Below are 20,550 nucleotides of genomic sequence, written 5' to 3' on the forward strand. Positions count from 1 at the left end.
TCAACAGCCCTCGAGGGTGCTCGCCCACTCGTACTCGAGTGTCTCCTCACGGAGTGAAATCGAGTGCAGCGAGGCGTTGCAGTCGACGAGGCGCTCGTCGATTTCGACGACTTCCGCGAGCGACGCCGCCTCGAGTTCGATCGTGTAGTTCTCTGGCACCTCGAACCGGAGCAACGCGTACGAATCGACTGCGAGGTCCACGTCGGTCTCGAGGAGGGCCTCGTCATCGGTGTTCCGAACCACGAGCGAGACGTCCGCTCTCGAGGACTCGGCCAGTACGACGGCATCGTGATGGTCGTCGGTCGATCCGATCCGTTTCGACAGCGACCGAGGGAAGTGGCGTGGTTTTCGATCCGACGCCTGCTACTCGAGCATCTCTTCGGTGATCGTATTCGGCAGTAACTCACCGAGCGTGTAGACGACCGGCGGTTCGTCGTCGCCGTCGTCGCAGATCACCTCGAGGCCGTCGGCACAGAACTCCGCGAGCGTCTGGCGGCACGACCCACAGGGGGTGAGGCCATCCCGGCGGTCGGAACTGACCGCGATCCGGGCAAAGTCGCGGTGACCCATTTTGACCGCCTCGGCGATGGCCACCTCCTCGGCGTGGAGACTGTTGCTGTAGTTCGCGTTCTCGAGATTGCAGCCGACGAAGACCTCGCCGTCGGCGGTCTCGAGGGCGGCACCGACGCGGTACTCGGAGTACGGAACGTGGGCGGCCGACTGGATCTCGCGGGCGGCCTCGAGCAGTTCCTGTCGGGACATGTCACGACGTTCTGCGGGCGCGCGCAAGAAGACACCGGCTACAGCGGATCGGCCATCGTCTCCGGCAGCCTCAGGACGACTCCGCCACCGCCGTCTCGATCACTGCGGTCGCATCGGCCACGAGGTCGTCGACGTCGTCGCTCTCGGCGTAGAGCCGGACGTACGGCTCGGTCCCGCTCGGCCTGACGAGAATCCACGAGGCGTCGGGGAACTCGAGTCGGACGCCGTAGTCGGTGTCGACGGTCGTATCGGGGAACGTCTCGGGCAGGGCCGTCTCGAGGGCGTCCATCGCAGGCACCTTCGCCTCGTCGGGGCAGTCGACGCTGACCTTCCGGTAAGGGCGTTCGGTGATCGGCTCCCGCAGGTCGTCGGTACTGCCAGCCTCCGCGACGAGGGCGGCGACCACGGCGGCGCTGACGACGCCGTCGATCCAGCCGCCGAAGGCGGGGTGGACGTGTTTCCAGGGTTCGGCGGCGAAGGCGACCCGCGTATCCTCGTCACCGCGGGCGCGCTCTCTGGCGATGCCTTCGTGGAGCGCGCCGAGTCGGACTCGTTCGACCCGGCCGCCGACGTCGCGGACGCGATCGTCGATCCGGGCGGAGGCGTTCGGCGTCGTGACCACGACGGGATCGTCGTCGCTCGAGTCGGCGTAGTGGGCCGCGACGGCCGCGAGGATCGTGTCCTCGTGGATCACGTCGCCGTCGGGGCCGCAGACGACGAGTCGGTCAGCGTCCCCGTCGTGGGCAAGCCCGAGGTCGAACGCGCCCGCGGCGAGGAACTCGCTGAAGTCGGTCAACGTCTCGGGCGTGGGCTTGCTCGGTCTCGCCGGGAAGTGACCGTCGACGGTGGCGTTCACGCCGACGACCTCGGCCCCCAGCCGGTCGAGTACCTGCGGCGTCGCGAGCGCGCCCACGCCGTTTCCACAGTCGACGGCGACGCGCTGGCTCTCGAGCAAGCTGTCTGGAGAGTCAGCCGCGCCGAACTGGTCGGCCACGAACGCGACGACGGCGTCACGGTACTGGCCGAGGACCTCGAGCCGGCCTGACTTGCCCCACCGGTCCCACGGCTCCGGGGATGCGGTGTCGACGTCGGCTTCGATCCGTCGCTCGGCGTCGCTATCGTACTCGACGCCGTCGACGAAGAGTTTGATTCCGTTGTCAGTCGGTGGGTTGTGACTCGCGGTGATCATCACGCCCTGCCGGCCCTGCGAGGCGAACGCGAGCGCGGGCGTCGGTACCTGACCGAGGCGGTAGACGTCTGCGCCGGCGCTCTCGAGGCCGGCTTCCATGGCGGCGGCGAGTGCAGGGCCGGTCTCGCGGCCGTCTCGTCCGAGGACGAACGTTTCGCCGGGTCGGCCGGCGGCCTGTCCGACCGAGAGCGCGAGCGCTGGCGTGATCTCCTCGACCGGTCCCCGAACCCCCGCGGTCCCGAACAGCGTCATGGACGACCGTTGGGGAGCGAGTGTATAAAATGTCGTTACTGTCCGTCGGTGACGAGGGCACTGTTCTCGTCGATCCTCGTCGATGGGCGGCGAGAAAACGGTAGGCGACGGACCTACTCGGGCAGTTCGTCGATCAGGACGACCGCCTCGCCGTCGATCACCATCACGTCGTCGGACTCGTTGTAGATCGTCGTCTCGAGCCGGTACTGGTCGTTGCCAAGCGATTCGACGATTTCGACGCGGGCGGAAACCCGGTCGCCGATTCCGACGGGACCGTTGAACTGGAGGTCCTGAGAGAGATAGACCGTCAGGCCGGGAAGTCTCGCGAGCGCGGCACTGATTAGCCCGGAGACGAGGGTTCCGTGGACGATTCGCTCACCGAAACGGGTGTCGGCGGCGAAGGCCTCGTCCAGATGGAGGCGGTTCGTATCGCCGCTGACCGCGGCGAACGCGCGGACGTCGTCCTCGCTGATCGTCTTCTCGAAGGTGACGACGTCGCCGACGCTGAGGTCGTCACGATCGTCGACGGAACGTTCGAACGCCCAGTCCAGATCGGAGTATTCGACGGAAGGGATCGATGCGGGGACCGTGTCGCCGTTCGACTCGTGATCGAAAGCGAGTGGAAACATCGTCGAGACGGCCGCCCGGTTCGCGGCGGTCGCACTCTGGATGACACTCTGGGTCATCGCCGACCACGCACTCGTCATGGCGGCGAGATTTTCCGTCCCAGTGTTCTTGTATACCATCTTGGACGAGATATGGCCGGAACAGTTATCACTCCTTTGGCTCGCCTAACACAGTGTTACTCCGGTTGGGGCTGCCTAATCGAACATATCAAACCTCTATTAGCTCCGGGCGAGGTATCAGTGACTGGTTACCGTCCTGTGGCGCCCCGTATCCGTTCTCCCCAGTGCGCGCTGGGTCATTCACGTGTGAAACGTCGGTAGACGACGTGGAATCGATCGACGGGATTTTTACTCCCGTGAGTGGCCACTGCTCCCGTACTGGAAACCGGCGACCGCTGGCGTCTCCGTCGTGGACCGTTCGCGAGATACCGAAGACCCGTCTCGCTCACCGGTATCCCTCGGCCCACGAGTTGCCCGTCAGTCGTTCGTCGACTGGATTCAGCGAGCCACCAGTCGACCGTCACCCGAATCAGCGTATCGGCCAACCCAGCCACTGAGAACCACTGAATGTCTGTTTAACCATTAGATGGTATGAAATGGTATCTAGTGGTAAAGCTTAAGTCGATCGGCGGCCTCTCCCCTGTTGATGACGAACGATTCCGACCAGTCGCACTGGTTCCCGCCTGCGGCGTTCACCGAACAGTTGCAGGAAGCGGGCGAACAGGTCGCTGAATCCCAGCAGGCGATGTGGCAGCAGCTGATGCAAGCCGGGAGCCCGACGTCGCTCGAGGACCTCTCGTCGTACCCGATGAGCATGGGGACGGCGACGTTCAAGGCCCGCGTCCAGAGCGGCGGTCGGATCAGCATCCCCGAACCCGAACGGGACGCGCTCGATATCGAGGAGGGCGACATCGTCCAGACGATCGTCGTCCCCGTCAAGCGCTCCCGGGAGGACGACGAGTAGCCGTCGATCACCACTCAGAGACAACACCTAACTGACGATCCAATCATGGCCCAGAACGCACTTACCGCCGTCTTCGACGCCCAGCGCACCGCTATCGAACAGTCCCAGAACGCAACCCACGACGTCCTCGAGGCCCAGGCGACCTCGATCGGCGCTTTCGCGGCCGCCGTCGAGACCTCGAACTCGCTCGTGCGGTCGAACGCAGACCTGACCAAGGGGTCGTTCCACGCGACCGTCGACGCCCTCGAGTCCTCGATGCCCGAGGACGCAGCCGACTTCACCGAACTGCGCGAGTTCGTCGACGAGAGCGTCGACTCCGCCACCGACGCCCAGACCCAGTCACTCGAGGCCTGGGCCGACGCCCTCGGGGAGTCAGAAGCAGCCTACGACGAGTTCGTCGAGAGCTACGCCGAGGTCGTCGACACCTCCTTCGACGCCTTCCTCGAAGCTCACGAGCAGGTCGAAGCCAACGTGACGGCGATGGCGGACGACGTCGAGTCGGCCGCCGCCGAAATCGACGTCTCGTAACCGCTGCGAACGAAGTTCAGCTTTTTTACCACCAGGCGTCGATGAGAGCCACATCATGACAGACTCACGACAACCCCCGAACCAGCAGTGGAACGCGATGACCGAACAGTGGAACGAGCAATTTCTCGAGGCGCTCGAGGCGAACGTCGAGGCGCAGGCCCAGTTCGTCGAGCAGTGGTCCGAGACCGTCGGCGACGTCACCGAAGACCAGGAGGTCGCAGACGGCGTCGAAGGCTACGCGCGGGCCTACCAGACGTGGATGGACGCCTCCGAACAGATGGCCACGCGGGTCACCGACGCGATCGAAGGCGAGGACGTCGACCCCGAGGAGTTTCGGGACATCTGGCTCAACACGGCCAACGAGGCGTTCAAGGACGTCATGTCGACGACTGCCTTCGCCCAGATGACTGGCGAGACCGTCGGTGACGTCCTCGAGCGCCAGCAGGAAGCCGAGGAAGCTTCCCAGGAGACGCTGCGGACGCTCGGGTTCGCGACCGAGGAGGACGTCCTCGAGGTCGGCGACCGATTAGTGGAACTCGAGCGCCGGCAACACGCCGTCGAGCAGAAACTCGACCGGATCCTCGAACACCTGGACGAAGATTCGGATTCGGAGCAATGAGAAACCCTTACGCAACCGCACTGGAGATCCAGCGGACGGCCTGGGAGAACGCCGCCGGCCTCGCGGGGAAAGCCGAGGTGGCCCCGGAGCGGACGGAGACGATCAACAACGTCGAGGTCGGTCAGACTCCCAGCGACGTCGTCTACGAGGAGAACAAACTCCAACTTCTCCACTACGAGGCCCAGACCGACGAGCAACACGACGTTCCAATCCTGATCGTCTACGCACTCATCAACAAGCCCTACATCCTCGACCTCCAGCCGGACCGCTCGGTCGTCCGGACGCTGCTCGAGGCCGGTTTCGACGTCTACCTGATCGACTGGGGCGAGCCCTCGAAACTGGATCGGTCACTCTCGCTCGCCGACTACGTGAACCGCTACGTCGACAACTGCGTCGACGTCGTTCGCGACCGGTCGGATCAGGACGCCATCAACGTGCTCGGCTACTGTATGGGCGGGACGATGACCGCGATGTACACGGCGCTGTTCCCCGAGAAGGTTCGCAACCTCGGCCTGATGGCCGCAGGTCTCTGCTTTGCGGGCGAGGGCGGCGTCCTCGAGCTGTGGGGTGGCGAGGACTACTACGATCCGGAGGCGGTCACCGACGCCTACGACAACGTTCCGGCGGAGTTTCTGGACGTCGGGTTCGCGCTCATGGACCCCGTGGCAAACAACGTCTCGAAGTACGCTCGTCTCTACGACAACGTCGAAGACGAGGACTTCGTCGAGAACTTCGCCCGGATGGAACGCTGGCTCTCGGAGGGAATCGACGTCGCAGGCGTCGCCTACGAGGAGTTCATCCGCGACATCTATCAGGAGAACAAGCTCTACCGGAACGAACTCCACCTCGACGGTGAGCACGTCGACCTCGAACGGATCGACGTCCCCGTTCTCCAGATCGTCGCCGAGTACGACCACCTCATCCCGCCGGGTGCCTCGAAACCGTTCAACGAAGTCGTCGGGAGCGACGATACCGAGATCCTCGAGTTCCCGACCGGCCACATCGGGATGTCGGTCTCCTCGCGCAGCCACGCCGAACTCTGGCCGGAGGTCTGTGACTGGTTCGAGGCGCGGTCGAACGGTGAGGCCGATCCAGCACCGACGGCAACTGACCGCAAAGACGAGGACGCCGCCCTCGCCGAGGACGTCGCCGACGACGAGACGGGGCCGACCGACGCCGACCAGCCGACCGTCGAGACCGACGGCTCCGCGGCGGATCTGACCAGCCTGACCGGCATCGGTCGGACCTACGCGGCCGACCTACACGCCGCCGGAGTCGACTCGGTTGCGGAACTCGCGACCGCCGACGCGGTCGAACTGGCCGACGAAACTGGCATCTCACCCAGCAGGGTCGAAGACTGGATCGAGCAGGCTCGAGACGAGTACCGGTGATCGCGGGGTGGATAGGCACACCGCATCGAGACCCTCGAGGGGGGTGGGGTCGACGCTCGTGGCCAGCCGACGATCGTCGATTTTGTCACACCCTCAAGTTCTGTGACTGACACGTTATTATTTACTTGCGGTCGTGGAACGAGGAGGTGCTATGTCCATGGACGGACGCACGTGCGTCATCACTGGCTCGGCACGGGGCATCGGTCGGGGAATCGCAGAATACCTCGGCGCAGAGGGCGCGAACGTCGTGGTCAACTACCGGTCGTCGGAAGGCGACGCCTACGACGCCGTCGAAACGATCGAGGCTGCCGGTGGCGAGGCGATCGCGGCACAGGCCGACGTCACCGACCGCGAGGGCGTCGAAGCGATGCGCGATCACTGTCACGAGACCTTCGGCCCGGCCGACGTACTCGTGAACAACGCTGGCATCACCGCTGACACCCAGTTCACCGAAATGACCCGCGAGGAGTGGGACCGCGTGATGGACGTCAACCTCGGCGGGACGTTCAACTGCACGCAGGTCTTCTACGACGACATCTGGAACGCCGACGAGGGCCGGCTCATCAACATCTCGAGCGTCGTCGGCAAACAGGGTAACTTCGGCCAGGCAAACTACGCGGCCGCCAAGAGCGGCATGTTCGGGTTCACACGGACGATCGCGCTCGAGCTGGCCCAGGGCGGCTCGACGGCCAACTGCGTCGCACCGGGCTTTACCCGGACCGACATGGTCGAGGCCGTCCCAGACAAGGTCCTCGATCGGATCGTCGCCGGCGTTCCGCTCGCCCGACTCGCCGAGGTCGAAGACATCGCGGCCGTGGTCCGCTTTCTCGCGAGTGAGGATTCCTCGTACGTTACGGGCGAGGTGATCGACGTCAACGGGGGGATGGACCTCTGACCCCGCAACTGCGGTGATCGCTGTTTTCAGGCCATCAGGAGACGATCGCGCGCCACCCGGGACGGTAACAGCCGACCAGTGCGAGCGGCACGAAGACGACGAGCAGCGGCAGGCCGTAGATGATCAGGCTGAACGGGTCCGGCGGGGCGAGCACGTTCGCAGCGACCATCGCCGAGACGCCCCCGACCCCGAACGCACCGATCCACCGTTCGATCCTGCCAGCCGGCCCGACTCGAGCCGGGTACCGGATCCTGTAGAACGGATACACGGGGACGAGAGGCGGGAACACGAACGTTCCCAGGCCCCAGAGAATCCCGTTTCCGCCGCGGGCGTTCGCGTCCATCGCAATCGCGAGGCAGAGACAGAGGCCCGCGACGACAAACGAGGCGATGGTCACGAACGAAACGGCAACCAGTACCGATTCGTGGGGGAGGGACTCGAGCGGCATCGGCCGGATACAACGTACAGATTTCTAATACGTTTTTGGATCGCATTCTGCGGACTCCACTCGAGGCGTCCGTTCACGAGGTCGGCGGCTTCGTCGTTATCGAGTCCGTTTCTCCTTCTCGAGCACCCGCACGTTCTCGATGCGCGTTGCTGGATACTGTCCGTCCTCGTCCTTCTCGACGGCTTTGACCATGTCCCAGACGACGTTCAGGCCGGTGGTGACGCCCTCGAGCGCTTCCATCTCGCAGCCGGTCTTCCCGGTCGTCTCGACGGCCACCTCGAGGTCGATCCGGTCCTCGCGGAGGTCGAAGGCGGTGTCGACGTTCGTGATCGGGATCTGGTGACACATCGGGATCGTCTCCCAGGTGTGTTTGACCGCCTGAATCGCGCCGACCCGCGCCGTCGAGAGCACGTCGCCCTTGCCGACCTCGTCCGCGCGAATCGCCTCGATGGTCGAGGGCGCGAGGTGGATCTGGCCGGCGGCGACGGCCCGGCGCTCGCTGTCGGGTTTGTCGCCGACGTCGACCATCTGGACGTCTCCGTCGTCGGTGGTGTGGGTGAGATCGGTCGCGTCGTCCGCTCCAGACTGCTCAGTCATTGCTCACCCCTCCGTCCCAGAGCACCCTGGGGATTTCGTCCGCGAGGTCAGACGCGAGGAGGCCGTGACCCTCCTCGGCTGCCAGTTGCTCGCCTGCGAGTCCGTTGACCTGGGCGGCCGCCGAGGCAGCCTCGAGCGGTGGTGCGTGCTCGAGCAGGGCCGCGACGATTCCTGCGAGAGTGTCGCCCGTCCCGCCGACTTTCATGCCGACGGTTCCAGAGCGGCTAACCCGTGTCCGCTCGCCGTCGGTAATCACGTCGTCTGCGCCTTTTGCGAGGACCACGTGTCCAAGGTCGGCCGCGAACGCCTCGATATCGTCGGCGACTGCACGGAGGTCGTCCGCGTCGGGTCCACCCATCCGCGCGAGTTCGCCCCGGTTCGGCGTACAGACCAGCGTCGCCTCGGTCTCGACCTCGGGGACCACCTGCAGGGCGTCCGCGTCGACGACCACGCGGCCGGAAAAGCCCTCGAGAAACCGGCTCGCGGCCTCGAGGGTCTTCTCCTCGGTGCCGATCCCCGGGCCGAGCACGACGACGTTGTCGTAGGTCCGGGCAGTCTCGAGAAGGTCCTCGACCTGTTCGGGCTGGAGGTGTTCCCCGTCGAACGGCTGGACGATCAGGTCCTCGCTGTAGCCCTGAATCTCGCGGGCGACGACCTCGGGCGCGGCCACGAAGGAAAGTTCTGCCCCTGCCCGGAGCGCGGCCGCTGCGGCGAGCGCCGGCGCGCCCGTGTAGGGACCGCCGCCGATCACGTACGGTCGGCCCTCGCGTCCGGTCGGTCGCGCCAGGTCGACGTCTCCCGGCCCGACGAACCGCTCGGCCGCCGACGGAATGCCGATGTCGGCGACTGTCACGTCGGCCTCGAGGTCCTCGAGACCGGGTTTCGCGTCGTGGAAGGTGACCACGTGATCGGCCTCGACGCCGTTGTCCGCGTGGTCACCGTCGTCTGCGTCGAACCCCGAGGGAACGTCTACGGCGACGACCGTCGCGTCGGCGGCGTTGATCGCACGAGCCGCGGTCGCGGCGGGTTCGCGCAGGTCGCCGCTGATCCCCGTCCCGAGCATCGCGTCGACGACCACGTCGGCCTCGGGTAGCTCGAACCCCGCGGAGTCGGTCACCTCGCGGATATCGTAGTCGGCGGCCTCGAGTGCGTCCCAGTTCTCGCGGGCGATTTCGGTGCCGATGGTCTCGGCGCGGCCCAGCAGGAGCGTCGTCACGTGGTACTCGTCGAGAAATCGAGCCGTAACGAACGCGTCGCCGCCGTTGTTCCCGCGTCCGGCGACGATCACGACCCTCGAGCCGGGGTCGGCGACCTCGCGAACCGCCCGCGCGACGGCGTGTCCGCTCGACTCCATGAGTTGTTTTCGGGGGACGCCGAGTGCCGCCGCGTTGGCGTCGACGGCAGCCATCCGCCTGCCTGTGATCATGCCCCGTGTTTCGACCGGGCGGCCGTTGAAGATTGCGGACGACGGGTTCAATCCGCCTCGGCACCAAACTGGACCGTGAACGTCTTCTGGCTCGACGAGGACCCGGCACTCGCCGCGAATTATCACTGCGACCAGCACGTCAACAAACTGCTGCTCGAGGCCGCGCAGGTCCTCTGTACCGCCGCGCGGGAGAACGGGCTCGAGGCTGACTTTCTCTATCGGCCGACCCACGTCGATCACCCCGTCACGCGGTGGGCGACCGAGTCCCGGGCGAACTGGCTCCGCCTGCGCGAGCACGCAGCGGCGCTCAACGCCGAGTTCGTCGACCGGTACGAGAAGGACGAAGACCACGCCTCGTGGCAGGTGATCGACCGAATCGACCCCGACGCGATCGACTTTCCCACCGACGAGCCGACGCCGCGCCCGCAGGCGATGCCCGAGAAGTACCGTGACCCAGCCGATCCCGTGGCCGCCTACCGCGCCTACTACGCCGGCGAGAAGGCAGAGATGGCTACCTGGCGCTACACCGACGAACCGCCGTGGCTCGCCGACTATCTGCAGGAACTCGAATGACGGGGTTCGTGGCACGCCGGACGGTCGTCGACGGCATGATAACGCACTTACCGATCGCGGTTTCACTGTCCCCTACCGATGTTCCCGCTTGCCTCCACCGAATCGATCTTCGACGGCGACCTGACCGTCCTCACGCAGGCCTACCACGACGTCGTCATCTACGACGGACCTGATCCAGACGACGTCCTCTACGAGGGGCCCATCGTCGTCCACGCCAACGGCTGGATCGAACTCGAGGGGAATCGACTCCTCTCACCCAGCGCCATCCACCACATCGACGTCTTCGACGACGCGGAGCTGAGCGGCGACGGCACTCCCCCTCGAGGAGGTCGTAGAGACGACGATGGGTCGGACGATCCCGGCGGAAGCAGGACCAGCAAGTTCAGCCCTCGCTAGTCGGTTCCCCACCGGAATAGTCGGAACTCGAGCCGCCTGCTCTCCTACCCGATCTCGAACCCGTCTTCGCCCTGTGGGTCCTCGAACTCGACTTCGACGTCGTCGACGTCTGCGGCCGGACTCCCCTCGTGACACCACTCGACCATCGACTCGACGGCGTCTTCGGGGCCCTCGAAGACCGCCTCGACGCGACCGTCCGCGAGGTTCTTCACCCAGCCGTCGACGCCCGCCTCTCGAGCCGTGTCGCGAGTCGTCGCGCGGTAGTAGACGCCCTGTACCTTCCCGGAGACGAAGACGTGTGCGCGGGTACGGTCTGCCATACGCGAGTGGTCAGTGTCGACCACCAAAAACCCCGTTCGTCTGACGTGTGTCTGTCGCTCGGCATACACTCGTCGTGCGAGAGTTACACACGCGACGTACCCCCCTCCCCCTTCCCTCGACCGTGCTACCGGCTCGAGAGACACTCGTCGCTCGAGACCTGCGGTGCAAGAAACGGCGGCTCACTCACCCGTTCGAAGATGATGGAAAAGGTACGTCTGGGCGTAGCCGGCGTACTCGCCCCCGAGTCGCTCGCGGATCGCGCGCGAGGTCTCGGCGTAGTTCCCCCGGTCGCAGTCGGGGTAGTACTCCTCGATCGCCGACCTGATCCAGGTATCGAGGGGAACGGCCTCGTCGAATCCCAGCGAGAACAGCAACACGCAGTCGGCGACCTTGTCGCCCACGCCGACGAACTGGGTGAGGTACTCCCGGGCCGCCTCGTACTCGAGGTCCCGGGCTTCAGCCGGGTGGGCTTCGCCGTCGGTGACCATCTCAGCTGTCCTGACGACGTAGGGTGCTCGATAGCCGAGTCCGAGGTCTCTGAGTTCCGCCTCGGTCGCCGCCGCGAGCTGGTCGGGAGTCGGGAAGGCGTAGTAGGTCTCCCCGTCGAACGCGACGGCGTCGCCGTACTCGCTGGCGAGCGTCGACACCATTCCGTGGATTCGGCTGACGCGCATCTGTGCCGAGCAGATAAAGGAGATCAGGCAGCCGAACGGGTCGTCCTCGACCAGCCGCATCCCCTCGTGAGCTCCATAGCTCTCCCGGACCAGTGAGTCGTCGGGAGCAGCCGCTGCGATGGCCTCGAGGTCGTCGTCGAGGCGCAACAGCCGGCGGACCAGTGGAGCGGCATCTGTCGTCGATTCCCACTCGAGGAGGCCGTCGTGCTGACGCACCCGGACGACCTCGTCGTCGACGACCGTCGAGTACCACCCACCGGGAGCTGGTTCACCACCGTACATCGCGCCGTCGCTGCGTCGCCACAGGTACGTCTGGCCGCTCTCGAGGGTCCGGTAGAGGTCGAGGCCGCCAGAGAGATCCGCAATCGAGAGTGCGCCGGTCTCCATTCGCTCGTGTCTTCGCCGGGGCGGGCTTTTGCCTTTCGAACGCGCGCCCGGGTCAGGAGGGGATCAGCGAGCGCCGATCACCACGTCACCCCCCGGGACGGGGTTCACGGGAGGCCTCGGTGCGAATCAGGCGAACCTTGATACTGTAGGCCGTCGAATGTTCACGTATGAACTGCAGGGTTGTCGTCGAAGCAGCCGTGCCGGTGTTCGACGTTGAGACGGAAGACGAGGCGATCCGCATCGCCATCTCGAAGACCGGAGAGATGTTGAACCCTGACTTAAACTACGTCGAGATTAACATGGGCAAGCGTACCTCTCCATCGGGAGAGGAACTTCCCCCCGCGTTCATCGCCGCCGACGAAGCGCTCGTCGCACTCGAACTCGAGATGACCGTGTTCAACGTCGAACGCGAGGAACACGCCTCCCGCATCGCTCGCAAGGAGATCGGCCAGCGACTCGAGAATATCCCGCTCGAGGTCAAACAGGTCGACGTCATCGAAGACGAGGACGACGAAGACGAGACAGCGACCGACGACACGGACGACGAAGACGAGGACCTCGAGTTCGACGATACGGAATCGGTTGACGACGTCGACGACGAGGGTGGGAGTGACGACGACGAGGAGATTCTCCCCGAGTTCGAAGATCTGGTGGAGTAATTACTCGGAACCGTAGCAGGAAAACGGTAAAGGTCCGTTTCGGACCGTTCGGGTCGATTTAGCGCAATTCAGGCGTTTCGTCTGATCCCGGTAGCCAGCAGGAACTCGTGGTTTCACGGCCTGCAGACAGCCTCGCCAGTGGGTGGTTGTAGTACGTCCGGAGGATCCTGCGAGTCGTTCAGTCGGCAGTAGCGGCGACGGCTTCCTGCTCACCTTCGCGCATGTTCGCCGTGATGCCGCCAGCGAGTGCGAAAACAGCTGCTTTGTGATCAGTTTTCGATTTGTGGATCGATGTGGGTCGAATTCCGAGCGATTCGTACTCTTCGAGGTCGATCTGGCAGTTTTCCCACTCCGAACACTGGTTCGATACTTCGGCGAGAAGGCCGTGAAGGTGGATGAGCTCCTGCTTCTTCATAGGCATGCAGTTGTACCCACTGCAGGGTTATATTATTATCTTGAGTCTCGTTACCACACGACCTGCTTCTGACGGCCTGACAGTCCTGTTTTCGGGACGATCGAATTCGTACGATTATCGAGATGTAACTGTTTACAGGCAGGCCATATCGACGGGTAGCAGGCCTGATACACCGTTCAAGCGGATGTCCAGGAGAGCACTAGACCGTGATTACATCCACCAACGAACTGTTACAGGGATGTTACCGACGAATAGCCACTCGTTATCTGGCGCCGATTACGGCAACCGCGATCCAGAACCAGCCAGTTTGAAAAACGGTTCGACAGGATGCCGGTTCCGGGTCGTGGCCGAGCCACTGGTGTGAACTCGGCACACTGTGGAAAATACGCTCGATCGACCACCGACGATCAACCCGCCACACTCGAGATCCGGTCGGACTCGAGTCAGCCGAGTTGTTTCAGCGTCTGGAGGTCGCGATCGGTCCGCATGAATTCGGCCGTCCGCCGACTCGCGTGACAGTTCGGACAGTGGAACATCTCGGCCGAAGCCGGCAACTCGCCGGGAGAGGTCTGCCAGTTCTTCCCACATTCGGGACACAACAGTTGGACGGTCGTTTCATCCATGCTACTGACTTGCACGGGATAGGCCAAAAACGTTGCCTCGGAACTGTCCCGTGGTCGTCGCCGGCCGAACGGGATCGTACCACCATCTACCCGCGTCTCCGGGACCTGCCCGCTGGTCACCGACGTCGACGGACAGCAACCCGCATATTGCAACAACTGCAACGATTCACACACTGATCGCCGATTCGTCTGGCGATCAGGTGTGCACTGACGTGCAGTGGCTACTATAGCTGTCGTTCGAGTGCAGGAGAACGATTCGATCAGTTCACTCGAGCGAGACGGCGTTGACCTGACCGGTCTGGCCGGGTCGGGAGGTGACGCGTGCGCGACCTTCGGAGGTCTCGATGATCGCGCCCTTGGTGATGATGTTTCGGCGGACGTAGTTGGGGTTGGCGTCGTTTTCGACGACGTTCTCGATCTCGGCGGAGACGGTCTCGTCGCCGGCGTTGATGCTTGCCACGTTCGTCGCGAGGGCACGGGTCTTCGTGTCGTTCCCGCGGACGTCGACGGTCCGGAAGCGGGGCTCGCCGACTTCCGTCTCGGTCGGAAGTCGACCGAGTTCGTTCTTGCGTCGCTTTCGGACGTTCGTCAGTCGGCCGCCGGTACGCTTGCGCGTGGAGCGTCCCTGGTCTTGCATACTCCCAGAACGGTCGGGCCAATACTTGAATGCACGCTTTCCGATCGCTCCTGTCGCAGGGCTGGCCCGTCCACTCAGCGGTCGTCGCTCGAGGGCGTGTCACTGCTCGGGGCTCGCCCCAGCTCTTCGGCGACGGCTTCGACTTTCTCTCCACCGGTCGTCTCGCGTGCTCGCTTGTCGTCGATCTTCAACACGGTGCTGACGCGGTCGGCGTCGACGGCCTCGTGGGCGGCCTGGGCTGCGGCGAACAGTTCACCGATCTCTTCTGCCTCGATCACCGTTCCCATGGGATTCGTCTCGTACTCGACGTCGTATTCCTCGAGTGCGTCCACGGCCTTTGCGACCTCCCCGGCCATACTGTCCTCGATCACCGGGGCAACGCTCAGCAATGCGATTACCGACATGGAGAACACTGAGACGGTCTCCTGTAAGTCACTTCTGGCGCGCCGGAGAACGAGCCTCGGGGACGCCACGATCGGAACAGCCGCTGGGAAACGACGCGGTCGCAAGGCCGGCCCTCGAGCGGTCGGTGGGGACGCGCGCTCGACGCGCCTCGAGAAGGATACCTGACCGCGTCAATTCGACCGATCGAGGTCCGCATCGGTGTCTCGACCGGCACCCGAATCTACGTCGGGTTGGCGCTCTGGCCCGCTTTCGCGGTCGTAGTCGGCCTCGAGATTCGCCTTCGTCACGCCGCGTCCACCCGGCTGTGCCGGTGGATAGATGATCACGTCGCCGTTCGCGTAGACGTAGACCTCGTGATCGAGGGCGGTGAACGCGACGTGTCCACCCGTTCGTGGGCTGCCGTCCGCTTTCGGGGCGAACAGCCGCTCGAGAGCGTCTGGGTCGACGCTGTCGTACAGCGAGAACTCGCCCTGAGAGACGTCCGTGTCCGCAATCGAGGCGAGCGCGTGCACGATGGTCGTCGTTATCGTCGCCGTCCCGTCCGGATCGTGACGGAAGACGTAGCGGTCGTTAGCCTGGTCATACCGGGGACCGTTCGTGCCGTCCGTTGGTGACAAATCCGTTTGCATTGGTGGCGATACGCTGGGCGTCTACCGTCCGTAACCCGCTTTCGTATAAAAGTGAATCGGACTGGTACGTGTTGACATCCCAGACTGTCGCTGCAGCACGTCGGTTTCCCAGACACCAGGAATGCGGCGATAGAGGGTTCATTCGGCCGTTTCAGGACCCACCTACTCCAGTTTGGACGCTGGAGGTCCCCTGCATTCCAGAGCAACGAGGAATCTATCAGCTGACGACGACGAAATTTCATGATCGTCCATGATATACGTCCAATGCGGGACCATGCAACGAGTGAAACGGCGGATCGCGTGCCCGACGTGCGGTGACGACGTCACCACACCGGTCCCAGACGAGGACGTAGAACCGAAACCCAGACCCTACCGGGCTGCCTACGGCGAGTACACCACACTCGAGTGTTCGAACGACCACACCGTCTGGGTGTACTTCTGTTAGCCGGCTCCGGTCTTTTCGCCGTCGATCGACTCCCACAGATAGAACGAGAGCCAGACGGTACTCGTGCTGGTGACGGCCGAGGCGTTCGCTCTGGTATCTGTAACACTCTCCTGGACCCCGACTCCTCGAAAAAGCGCTGGCTGGGATTTGAACAACGCGAAGACGTTCCGGGTCACTCACTTCGCTCCCGGGCTGTGACTTCTCTCGTTCAAATCCAGATTCGATTTCTGTCGCTCACGGAGTCGTTCGCGACAGAAATGCGCTGGCTGGGATTTGAACCCAGGTTGTGACCATGGCAAGGTCACGTGATACCACTACACTACCAGCGCCCTGCTGCACTTTACTCTACTCCGGGAGAGATGTATAAGGGTTGCGAATCGGAGGCGGTTCGCTACGTGCACCCACCCCAAAGCCAGCGCCGTCTCACGATTCTCGGCCGACACGTTCACCCCGAGAATTCACGTACCAGTTCTCGAGTGTGAGAGTGCGTCTCAATTGCACGAAAACGAGGGTGTGAGGGCGTCACAGCCGCAATCGATTCCGCTATCCTTTTAAGACCCTGTCGGCAACACATCGCTACAGTCTAGTGACGCGGCGCCGAAGCGTTACGGCATGACCGTCAGCGTGCTCGTGCCGTCGTCGCTCACCCGGGAAGCCGAGGACAAACGCGAGGCAACTCGCAAACTCGGATACGTCGCCCGCGCGGCGACGATCTTCCGGGCAGATCGCCTGATCGTCTTTCCCGACCGGGACGGCGAAACCGGGCGATTCGACGGCGGGTTCGTCGAAACCGTGTTGCGGTACGCCGCGACGCCCCCATACCTCCGCAACGAGGCGTGGGACAAGCGGGACGAACTGGAGTACGCGGGCATCCTGCCGCCGCTCCGCGCCACGTCACAGACCGGCTCCGAATCGGACGGTTCGGGGTCGACAAGACAAGGGATCGTGACCGAGGTCGGACCTGATCATCGCGTCCGGGTCAATTGCGGCTTGCAACACCCGATCTCCCTCAACGTGCCGCCAGAAATGGCGCTCGAGGAGGGAGAGCGCGTGACAGTCAGGATCTCTTCGCGACGACCGGTCCGGGCGAAACTCGTCGACGAGCCCCTCCCGGGGCTGTCGGTCGAGCGGACGGACCTCCAGGCAGCACTCGGCCGTGAGGACGCCGGCGTTCGAATCGCGTCGTCCCGATTCGGTGAGCAACTCACCGTCGGACGACTCGAGCCGCTGGCCGGACGCATCGAGCGAGACGGGATGACCGTCGCGTTCGGTTCGCCCGAGAGAGGACTGCCTGACATCCTCGGCATCGAGGCGTCGGCCATCGCGGCGTCGTCCAGCGGGGACGACGACGCAGACCCGTCGGCTCCCGGGGACGGAGTCGAACCCACAGCCGATCCGGCGACGGGGTTCGACCTCTGGCTGAACACGGTACCCGATCAGGGAAGCGAGGTCGTGCGAACGGAGGAGGCTCTGTTCGCCACCCTCGCGTCCCTCTCACTGAGAGCGTGATAGAATGCCACAGAAAAACGCACCACGCAAAGGCTCACTCGGGTTCGGCCCACGACAGCGTGCGACCAGCGAGGTCCCACGCTTCAACTCGTGGCCGGACGACGACGGACAGCCGACGCTACAGGGCTTCGCGGGCTACAAGGCCGGCATGACCCACGTCGTCATGGTCGACGATACCGCAAACTCGCCGACCGAGGGGATGGAGACGACCGTCCCCGTGACGATCGTGGAGACGCCGCCGATGCGCGCGGTCGCCCTGCGAGCGTACGAAGAAACGCCATACGGCATGACGCCGGTCACCGACGTCTGGACCGACGAGGTCGACGACGACCTCGAGCGCGTCCTCGACACCCCCGGTGATGACTACGACGCAGACGCCGCCGCGGACGAACTCCGTGGCCACCTCGAAGAGGGTCGCGTCGACGACGTTCGTGCCATCACGCACACGGTTCCCGCCGAGGTTCCCTCGGTGCCGAAGAAGAAACCGGACGTGATGGAGACGCGCATCGGCGGTGGATCCGTCGAAGAGCGCGTCGACTACGGCCTCGAGCTGCTCGAAGCCGACGGTGGGGCCCACGTCATGAACGACGTGTTCCGCGCCGGCGAGTACGTCGACGCAAGCGGCGTCACGAAAGGGAAAGGGACCCAGGGCCCCGTCAAGCGGTGGGGCGTCCAGAAGCGCAAGGGCAAACACGCCCGGCAGGGATGGCGCCGCCGCATCGGCAACCTCGGTCCCTGGAATCCGTCCCGCGTCCGGTCGACCGTGCCCCAGCAGGGTCAGACCGGCTATCACCAGCGGACGGAACTGAACAAGCGCCTCGTCGACATCGGCGACGGCGACGACGCGACGGTCGACGGCGGCTTCGTCAACTACGGCGAAGTCGACGGACCGCACGCGCTGATCAAGGGCTCGCTCCCCGGGCCGAACAAGCGCCTCGTGCGCTTCCGCCCGGCGATCCGACCCGGAGACCAGCCGCGCCTCGACCCCGAGGTCCGGTACGTCTCCACCGCATCCAACCAGGGCTAAACCATGGAAGCAACAGTACGAGACCTGGACGGCGACGACGCGGGCACGGTCGAGCTCCCGTCGGTCTTCGAGACCGACTTCCGGCCCGACCTGATCGCCCGCGCCGTGCGCGTCGCCCAGGCCAACCGAAAACAGGACTACGGTGCCGACGAGTTCGCCGGCATGCGAACGCCGGCCGAGTCGTTCGGTAGCGGCCGCGGGATGGCTCACGTCCCCCGACAGAACGGACGCGGTCGCCGCGTTCCCCAGACGATCAAGGGACGCAAGGCCCACCCGCCGAAAGCCGAAAAGGACTGGTCGGAATCGATCAACACGAAAGAGAAGAAACTGGCCGTCCGCAGCGCCATCGCTGCGACGACCGACGCCGACCTCGTCGCCGATCGCGGCCACGAGTTCGACGAGGACACGGACGTCCCCGTCGTCGTCGACGACGAGTTCGAATCCCTCGAGAAGACGAAGGAGGTCGTCTCCTTCCTCGAGGCTGCCGGCCTCTACGCCGACATCGAACGCGCAGACGACGGTCGGAGCGTCCGATCGGGCCAGGGGAAAGCCCGTGGCCGGAAGTACAAGACGCCGACGTCGATCCTCTTCGTGACCTCGAGCGAGAGCGGGCCGTCCCGCGCGGCACGAAACCTCGCCGGCGCGGACGTCGTGACGGCCGCAGAAGTCAACGCAGAGGACCTCGCACCCGGTACGCAGCCGGGTCGACTGACCGTCTGGACCGAAAGCGCACTCGAGGAGGTGGCAGACCGATGAGCGGAATCATCGAACACCCGCTGGTGACCGAGAAGGCGATGAACGACATGGACTTCGAGAACAAGCTCCAGTTCCTCGTCAACCCGGATGCCACCAAACCGGAGATCGCCGAGGCAGTCGAGGAGCGCTTCGACGTTGGCGTCGACAACGTCAACACGCAACTGACAATGAAGGGCAAAAAGAAGGCGACCGTCAAGCTGTCCGAAGACGACGACGCCCAGGAAGTCGCCTCGCGAATCGGGGTGTTCTAGATGGGACGACGCATTCTCGGACAGCGACGAGGGCGCGGCACACCCACGTTCCGCGCACCATCGCACCGCTACAAGGCCACACTCGACCACAAGAAAGAAGGCGACGACGACGTCGTCCGTGGCGAGATCGTCGACATCGAACACGACCCCGCGCGATCGGCGCCGATCGCCGCCGTCGAGTTCGACGACGGCGAGCAGCGCCTCGTCCTCGCACCCGAGGGCGTGCGCGTGGGCGAAGAAATTCAGGTCGGCGTCAGCGCCGAGATCAAGCCGGGCAACACGCTCCCGCTCGCGGAGATCCCGGAAGGGGTCCCGGTCTGTAACGTCGAGGCCAACCCGGGCGACGGCGGCAAGTTCGCCCGCGCCTCGGGCGTCAACGCGGACCTGATCACCCACGACCGCAACGCCGCGGTCGTCCAGCTGCCAAGCGGCGAGGTCAAGCGCCTCGATCCGCAGTGTCGCGCCACCATCGGCGTGGTCGCCGGTGGCGGCCGCACCGAGAAGCCGATCGTCAAGGCAGGGAACAAGTACCACAAGATGCGCGCCCGGGGCAGCAAGTGGCCCCGCGTCCGCGGTGTGGCGATGAACGCCGTCGACCACCCCTTCGGTGGCGGCGGTCGCCAGCACCCCGGCAAACCCAAGTCCGTCTCGCGGAACGCTCCGCCGGGACGGAAAGTGGGTGACATCTCCTCCCGACGAACCGGTCGAGGTGGAAACAAATGAGTCAGGAGTACAGAACCGGCCGCGAGGGTGAGGAGTTCACCTACCGCGGCTACACGGTCGAGGAGCTGCAGGATATGGAGCTCGAGGAAGTCGCGGAACTGTTGCCCGCTCGCCAGCGGCGAACCATCGAACGCGGTCTCTCCGTCGAACATCAGAAGCTCCTCGAGAAGGCTCGAGACGCCGACGAAGAGCAGACGGCGAACTCGCCGATTCGAACGCACCTGCGGGACATGCCCGTCCTGCCGGAGTTCGTCGGCATCACCTTCGCCGTCTACACCGGCCAGGAGTTCGGCCGCGTGAAAGTCGAACCGGAGATGATCGGCCACTACCTCGGCGAGTTCCAGATGACTCGCTCGTCTGTGACGCACGGACAGGCAGGTATCGGTGCGACCCGATCGTCGAAGTTCGTGCCACTGAAGTGAT

At 64.6% G+C, this 20,550-nt stretch carries 28 protein-coding genes, 1 tRNA gene and 1 pseudogene; 15 read left to right on the plus strand and 15 right to left on the minus strand.

Annotated features, from left to right (window positions below; all coding sequences use genetic code 11):
• The 4 genes from B1756_RS01200 to B1756_RS01215 all read right to left on the minus strand — a co-directional run bounded on the left by B1756_RS01200 (position 1) and on the right by B1756_RS01215 (position 2,949).
• On the minus strand, positions 1-243 hold the full coding sequence (locus B1756_RS01200; RefSeq protein ID WP_086886889.1) for a hypothetical protein: 243 nt from the start codon (positions 241-243) through the stop codon (positions 1-3).
• Positions 244-363: 120 nt separating this feature from the next.
• Positions 364-762, minus strand: coding sequence for a cytidine deaminase (gene cdd / locus B1756_RS01205; RefSeq protein WP_086886890.1), 399 nt, complete (start codon positions 760-762; stop codon positions 364-366).
• A 70-nt stretch (positions 763-832) separates the two neighbouring features.
• Positions 833-2,203, minus strand: a complete 1,371-nt coding sequence (locus tag B1756_RS01210; RefSeq protein WP_086886891.1) for a phosphohexomutase domain-containing protein — start codon at positions 2,201-2,203, stop codon at positions 833-835.
• Positions 2,204-2,316: 113 nt separating this feature from the next.
• Positions 2,317-2,949, minus strand: a complete 633-nt coding sequence (locus tag B1756_RS01215) for a MaoC family dehydratase (RefSeq protein ID WP_086886892.1) — start codon at positions 2,947-2,949, stop codon at positions 2,317-2,319.
• Positions 2,950-3,475: 526 nt separating this feature from the next.
• Between B1756_RS01215 and B1756_RS01220 the strand changes: the two genes are divergently transcribed.
• The 5 genes from B1756_RS01220 (at position 3,476) to B1756_RS01240 (ending at position 7,226) form a co-directional block, all read left to right on the plus strand.
• On the plus strand, positions 3,476-3,793 hold the full coding sequence (locus B1756_RS01220) for an AbrB/MazE/SpoVT family DNA-binding domain-containing protein (protein ID WP_086886893.1): 318 nt from the start codon (positions 3,476-3,478) through the stop codon (positions 3,791-3,793).
• Between the two features lie 45 nt (positions 3,794-3,838).
• Positions 3,839-4,321 carry a hypothetical protein gene (locus B1756_RS01225; RefSeq protein WP_086886894.1) on the plus strand — a complete coding sequence of 161 codons (483 nt, stop codon included), beginning with the start codon at positions 3,839-3,841 and terminating at the stop codon, positions 4,319-4,321.
• Positions 4,322-4,376: 55 nt separating this feature from the next.
• Complete coding sequence (locus B1756_RS01230) at positions 4,377-4,940, plus strand: poly(R)-hydroxyalkanoic acid synthase subunit (RefSeq protein ID WP_086886895.1); 564 nt, start codon at positions 4,377-4,379, stop codon at positions 4,938-4,940.
• Positions 4,937-6,331 (plus strand): class III poly(R)-hydroxyalkanoic acid synthase subunit PhaC, encoded by a 1,395-nt coding sequence (phaC, locus tag B1756_RS01235; RefSeq protein WP_086886896.1) that lies wholly within the window; start codon positions 4,937-4,939, stop codon positions 6,329-6,331. Before B1756_RS01230 ends, phaC begins: the two co-directional genes overlap by 4 nt.
• A gap of 151 nt (positions 6,332-6,482) precedes the next feature.
• Positions 6,483-7,226 (plus strand): beta-ketoacyl-ACP reductase, encoded by a 744-nt coding sequence (locus tag B1756_RS01240; protein WP_086886897.1) that lies wholly within the window; start codon positions 6,483-6,485, stop codon positions 7,224-7,226.
• A 34-nt stretch (positions 7,227-7,260) separates the two neighbouring features.
• On the opposite strand, the gene B1756_RS01245 is transcribed toward B1756_RS01240, so the two are convergent.
• From B1756_RS01245 to B1756_RS01255, 3 genes are all read right to left on the minus strand, one after another.
• Positions 7,261-7,674 carry a hypothetical protein gene (locus B1756_RS01245; protein WP_228434431.1) on the minus strand — a complete coding sequence of 138 codons (414 nt, stop codon included), beginning with the start codon at positions 7,672-7,674 and terminating at the stop codon, positions 7,261-7,263.
• 96 nt (positions 7,675-7,770) lie between these two features.
• Complete coding sequence (gene moaC / locus B1756_RS01250) at positions 7,771-8,271, minus strand: cyclic pyranopterin monophosphate synthase MoaC (RefSeq protein ID WP_086886898.1); 501 nt, start codon at positions 8,269-8,271, stop codon at positions 7,771-7,773.
• Complete coding sequence (locus tag B1756_RS01255; RefSeq protein WP_086886899.1) at positions 8,264-9,697, minus strand: NAD(P)H-hydrate dehydratase; 1,434 nt, start codon at positions 9,695-9,697, stop codon at positions 8,264-8,266. Before B1756_RS01255 ends, moaC begins: the two co-directional genes overlap by 8 nt.
• A 75-nt stretch (positions 9,698-9,772) precedes the next feature.
• Here B1756_RS01255 and B1756_RS01260 point away from each other — a divergent pair, with 75 nt between their 5' ends.
• Both B1756_RS01260 and B1756_RS01265 read left to right on the plus strand, forming a co-directional pair.
• Positions 9,773-10,270 carry a hypothetical protein gene (locus tag B1756_RS01260; RefSeq protein WP_086886900.1) on the plus strand — a complete coding sequence of 166 codons (498 nt, stop codon included), beginning with the start codon at positions 9,773-9,775 and terminating at the stop codon, positions 10,268-10,270.
• 78 nt (positions 10,271-10,348) lie between these two features.
• Positions 10,349-10,666 carry a hypothetical protein gene (locus tag B1756_RS01265; protein WP_086886901.1) on the plus strand — a complete coding sequence of 106 codons (318 nt, stop codon included), beginning with the start codon at positions 10,349-10,351 and terminating at the stop codon, positions 10,664-10,666.
• 44 nt (positions 10,667-10,710) lie between these two features.
• Here B1756_RS01265 and B1756_RS01270 read toward each other — a convergent pair whose 3' ends face one another.
• A complete protein-coding gene (locus B1756_RS01270) occupies positions 10,711-10,986 on the minus strand; it encodes an acylphosphatase (RefSeq protein ID WP_086886902.1) in 276 nt (91 codons plus the stop codon).
• A 180-nt stretch (positions 10,987-11,166) separates the two neighbouring features.
• Positions 11,167-12,048 (minus strand): DNA-3-methyladenine glycosylase family protein, encoded by an 882-nt coding sequence (locus B1756_RS01275; protein WP_086886903.1) that lies wholly within the window; start codon positions 12,046-12,048, stop codon positions 11,167-11,169.
• 167 nt (positions 12,049-12,215) lie between these two features.
• Between B1756_RS01275 and B1756_RS01280 the strand changes: the two genes are divergently transcribed.
• Positions 12,216-12,707: a DUF555 domain-containing protein gene (locus B1756_RS01280; protein ID WP_086886904.1), complete on the plus strand. Its 492-nt coding sequence runs from the start codon at positions 12,216-12,218 to the stop codon at positions 12,705-12,707.
• Between the two features lie 178 nt (positions 12,708-12,885).
• Here the strand turns inward: B1756_RS01280 and B1756_RS01285 are convergent, their stop codons facing one another.
• The 5 genes and pseudogenes from B1756_RS01285 to B1756_RS01305 form a co-directional block, all read right to left on the minus strand.
• Positions 12,886-13,122 carry a UPF0058 family protein gene (locus tag B1756_RS01285; protein WP_086886905.1) on the minus strand — a complete coding sequence of 79 codons (237 nt, stop codon included), beginning with the start codon at positions 13,120-13,122 and terminating at the stop codon, positions 12,886-12,888.
• Between the two features lie 443 nt (positions 13,123-13,565).
• The gene (locus tag B1756_RS01290) at positions 13,566-13,745 is read right to left on the minus strand and encodes a DUF7836 family putative zinc-binding protein (protein WP_086886906.1); all 180 of its coding nucleotides are present in this window, start codon (positions 13,743-13,745) and stop codon (positions 13,566-13,568) included.
• Positions 13,746-14,010: 265 nt separating this feature from the next.
• Entirely contained in the window at positions 14,011-14,382 is a 372-nt protein-coding gene (locus tag B1756_RS01295; protein WP_086886907.1) for a 30S ribosomal protein S8e, read from the minus strand.
• 74 nt (positions 14,383-14,456) lie between these two features.
• The gene (locus tag B1756_RS01300; protein WP_086886908.1) at positions 14,457-14,786 is read right to left on the minus strand and encodes an MTH1187 family thiamine-binding protein; all 330 of its coding nucleotides are present in this window, start codon (positions 14,784-14,786) and stop codon (positions 14,457-14,459) included.
• 285 nt (positions 14,787-15,071) lie between these two features.
• Positions 15,072-15,416: pseudogene (locus tag B1756_RS01305) on the minus strand (HalOD1 output domain-containing protein); the annotation flags it as partial.
• A 274-nt stretch (positions 15,417-15,690) separates the two neighbouring features.
• On the opposite strand from B1756_RS01305, the gene B1756_RS19505 reads away from it, so the two are divergent.
• A complete protein-coding gene (locus B1756_RS19505; protein ID WP_186336486.1) occupies positions 15,691-15,861 on the plus strand; it encodes a hypothetical protein in 171 nt (56 codons plus the stop codon).
• Between the two features lie 258 nt (positions 15,862-16,119).
• Here the strand turns inward: B1756_RS19505 and B1756_RS01315 are convergent.
• Positions 16,120-16,190 (minus strand) — tRNA-Gly (locus B1756_RS01315).
• Positions 16,191-16,473: 283 nt separating this feature from the next.
• Here B1756_RS01315 and B1756_RS01320 point away from each other — a divergent pair.
• Genes B1756_RS01320 through B1756_RS01345 form a run of 6 tightly spaced genes read left to right on the plus strand, consistent with a single transcriptional unit; the run spans position 16,474 to position 20,549 of the window.
• A complete protein-coding gene (locus B1756_RS01320; RefSeq protein WP_086886910.1) occupies positions 16,474-17,370 on the plus strand; it encodes a putative RNA uridine N3 methyltransferase in 897 nt (298 codons plus the stop codon).
• Positions 17,371-17,374: 4 nt separating this feature from the next.
• Positions 17,375-18,397, plus strand: a complete 1,023-nt coding sequence (locus B1756_RS01325; protein ID WP_086886911.1) for a 50S ribosomal protein L3 — start codon at positions 17,375-17,377, stop codon at positions 18,395-18,397.
• Between the two features lie 3 nt (positions 18,398-18,400).
• On the plus strand, positions 18,401-19,153 hold the full coding sequence (rpl4p, locus tag B1756_RS01330) for a 50S ribosomal protein L4 (RefSeq protein ID WP_086886912.1): 753 nt from the start codon (positions 18,401-18,403) through the stop codon (positions 19,151-19,153).
• Positions 19,150-19,404 (plus strand): 50S ribosomal protein L23, encoded by a 255-nt coding sequence (locus B1756_RS01335; protein WP_086886913.1) that lies wholly within the window; start codon positions 19,150-19,152, stop codon positions 19,402-19,404. The genes rpl4p and B1756_RS01335 overlap by 4 nt, the downstream gene beginning before the upstream one ends.
• Complete coding sequence (locus B1756_RS01340) at positions 19,405-20,127, plus strand: 50S ribosomal protein L2 (protein WP_086886914.1); 723 nt, start codon at positions 19,405-19,407, stop codon at positions 20,125-20,127. It begins immediately after the preceding gene.
• On the plus strand, positions 20,124-20,549 hold the full coding sequence (locus tag B1756_RS01345) for a 30S ribosomal protein S19 (RefSeq protein ID WP_086886915.1): 426 nt from the start codon (positions 20,124-20,126) through the stop codon (positions 20,547-20,549). The genes B1756_RS01340 and B1756_RS01345 overlap by 4 nt, the downstream gene beginning before the upstream one ends.
• Position 20,550: the final 1 nt, after the last annotated feature.

It is taken from the genome of Natrarchaeobaculum aegyptiacum (assembly GCF_002156705.1).
Lineage (GTDB): Archaea > Halobacteriota > Halobacteria > Halobacteriales > Natrialbaceae > Natrarchaeobaculum > Natrarchaeobaculum aegyptiacum.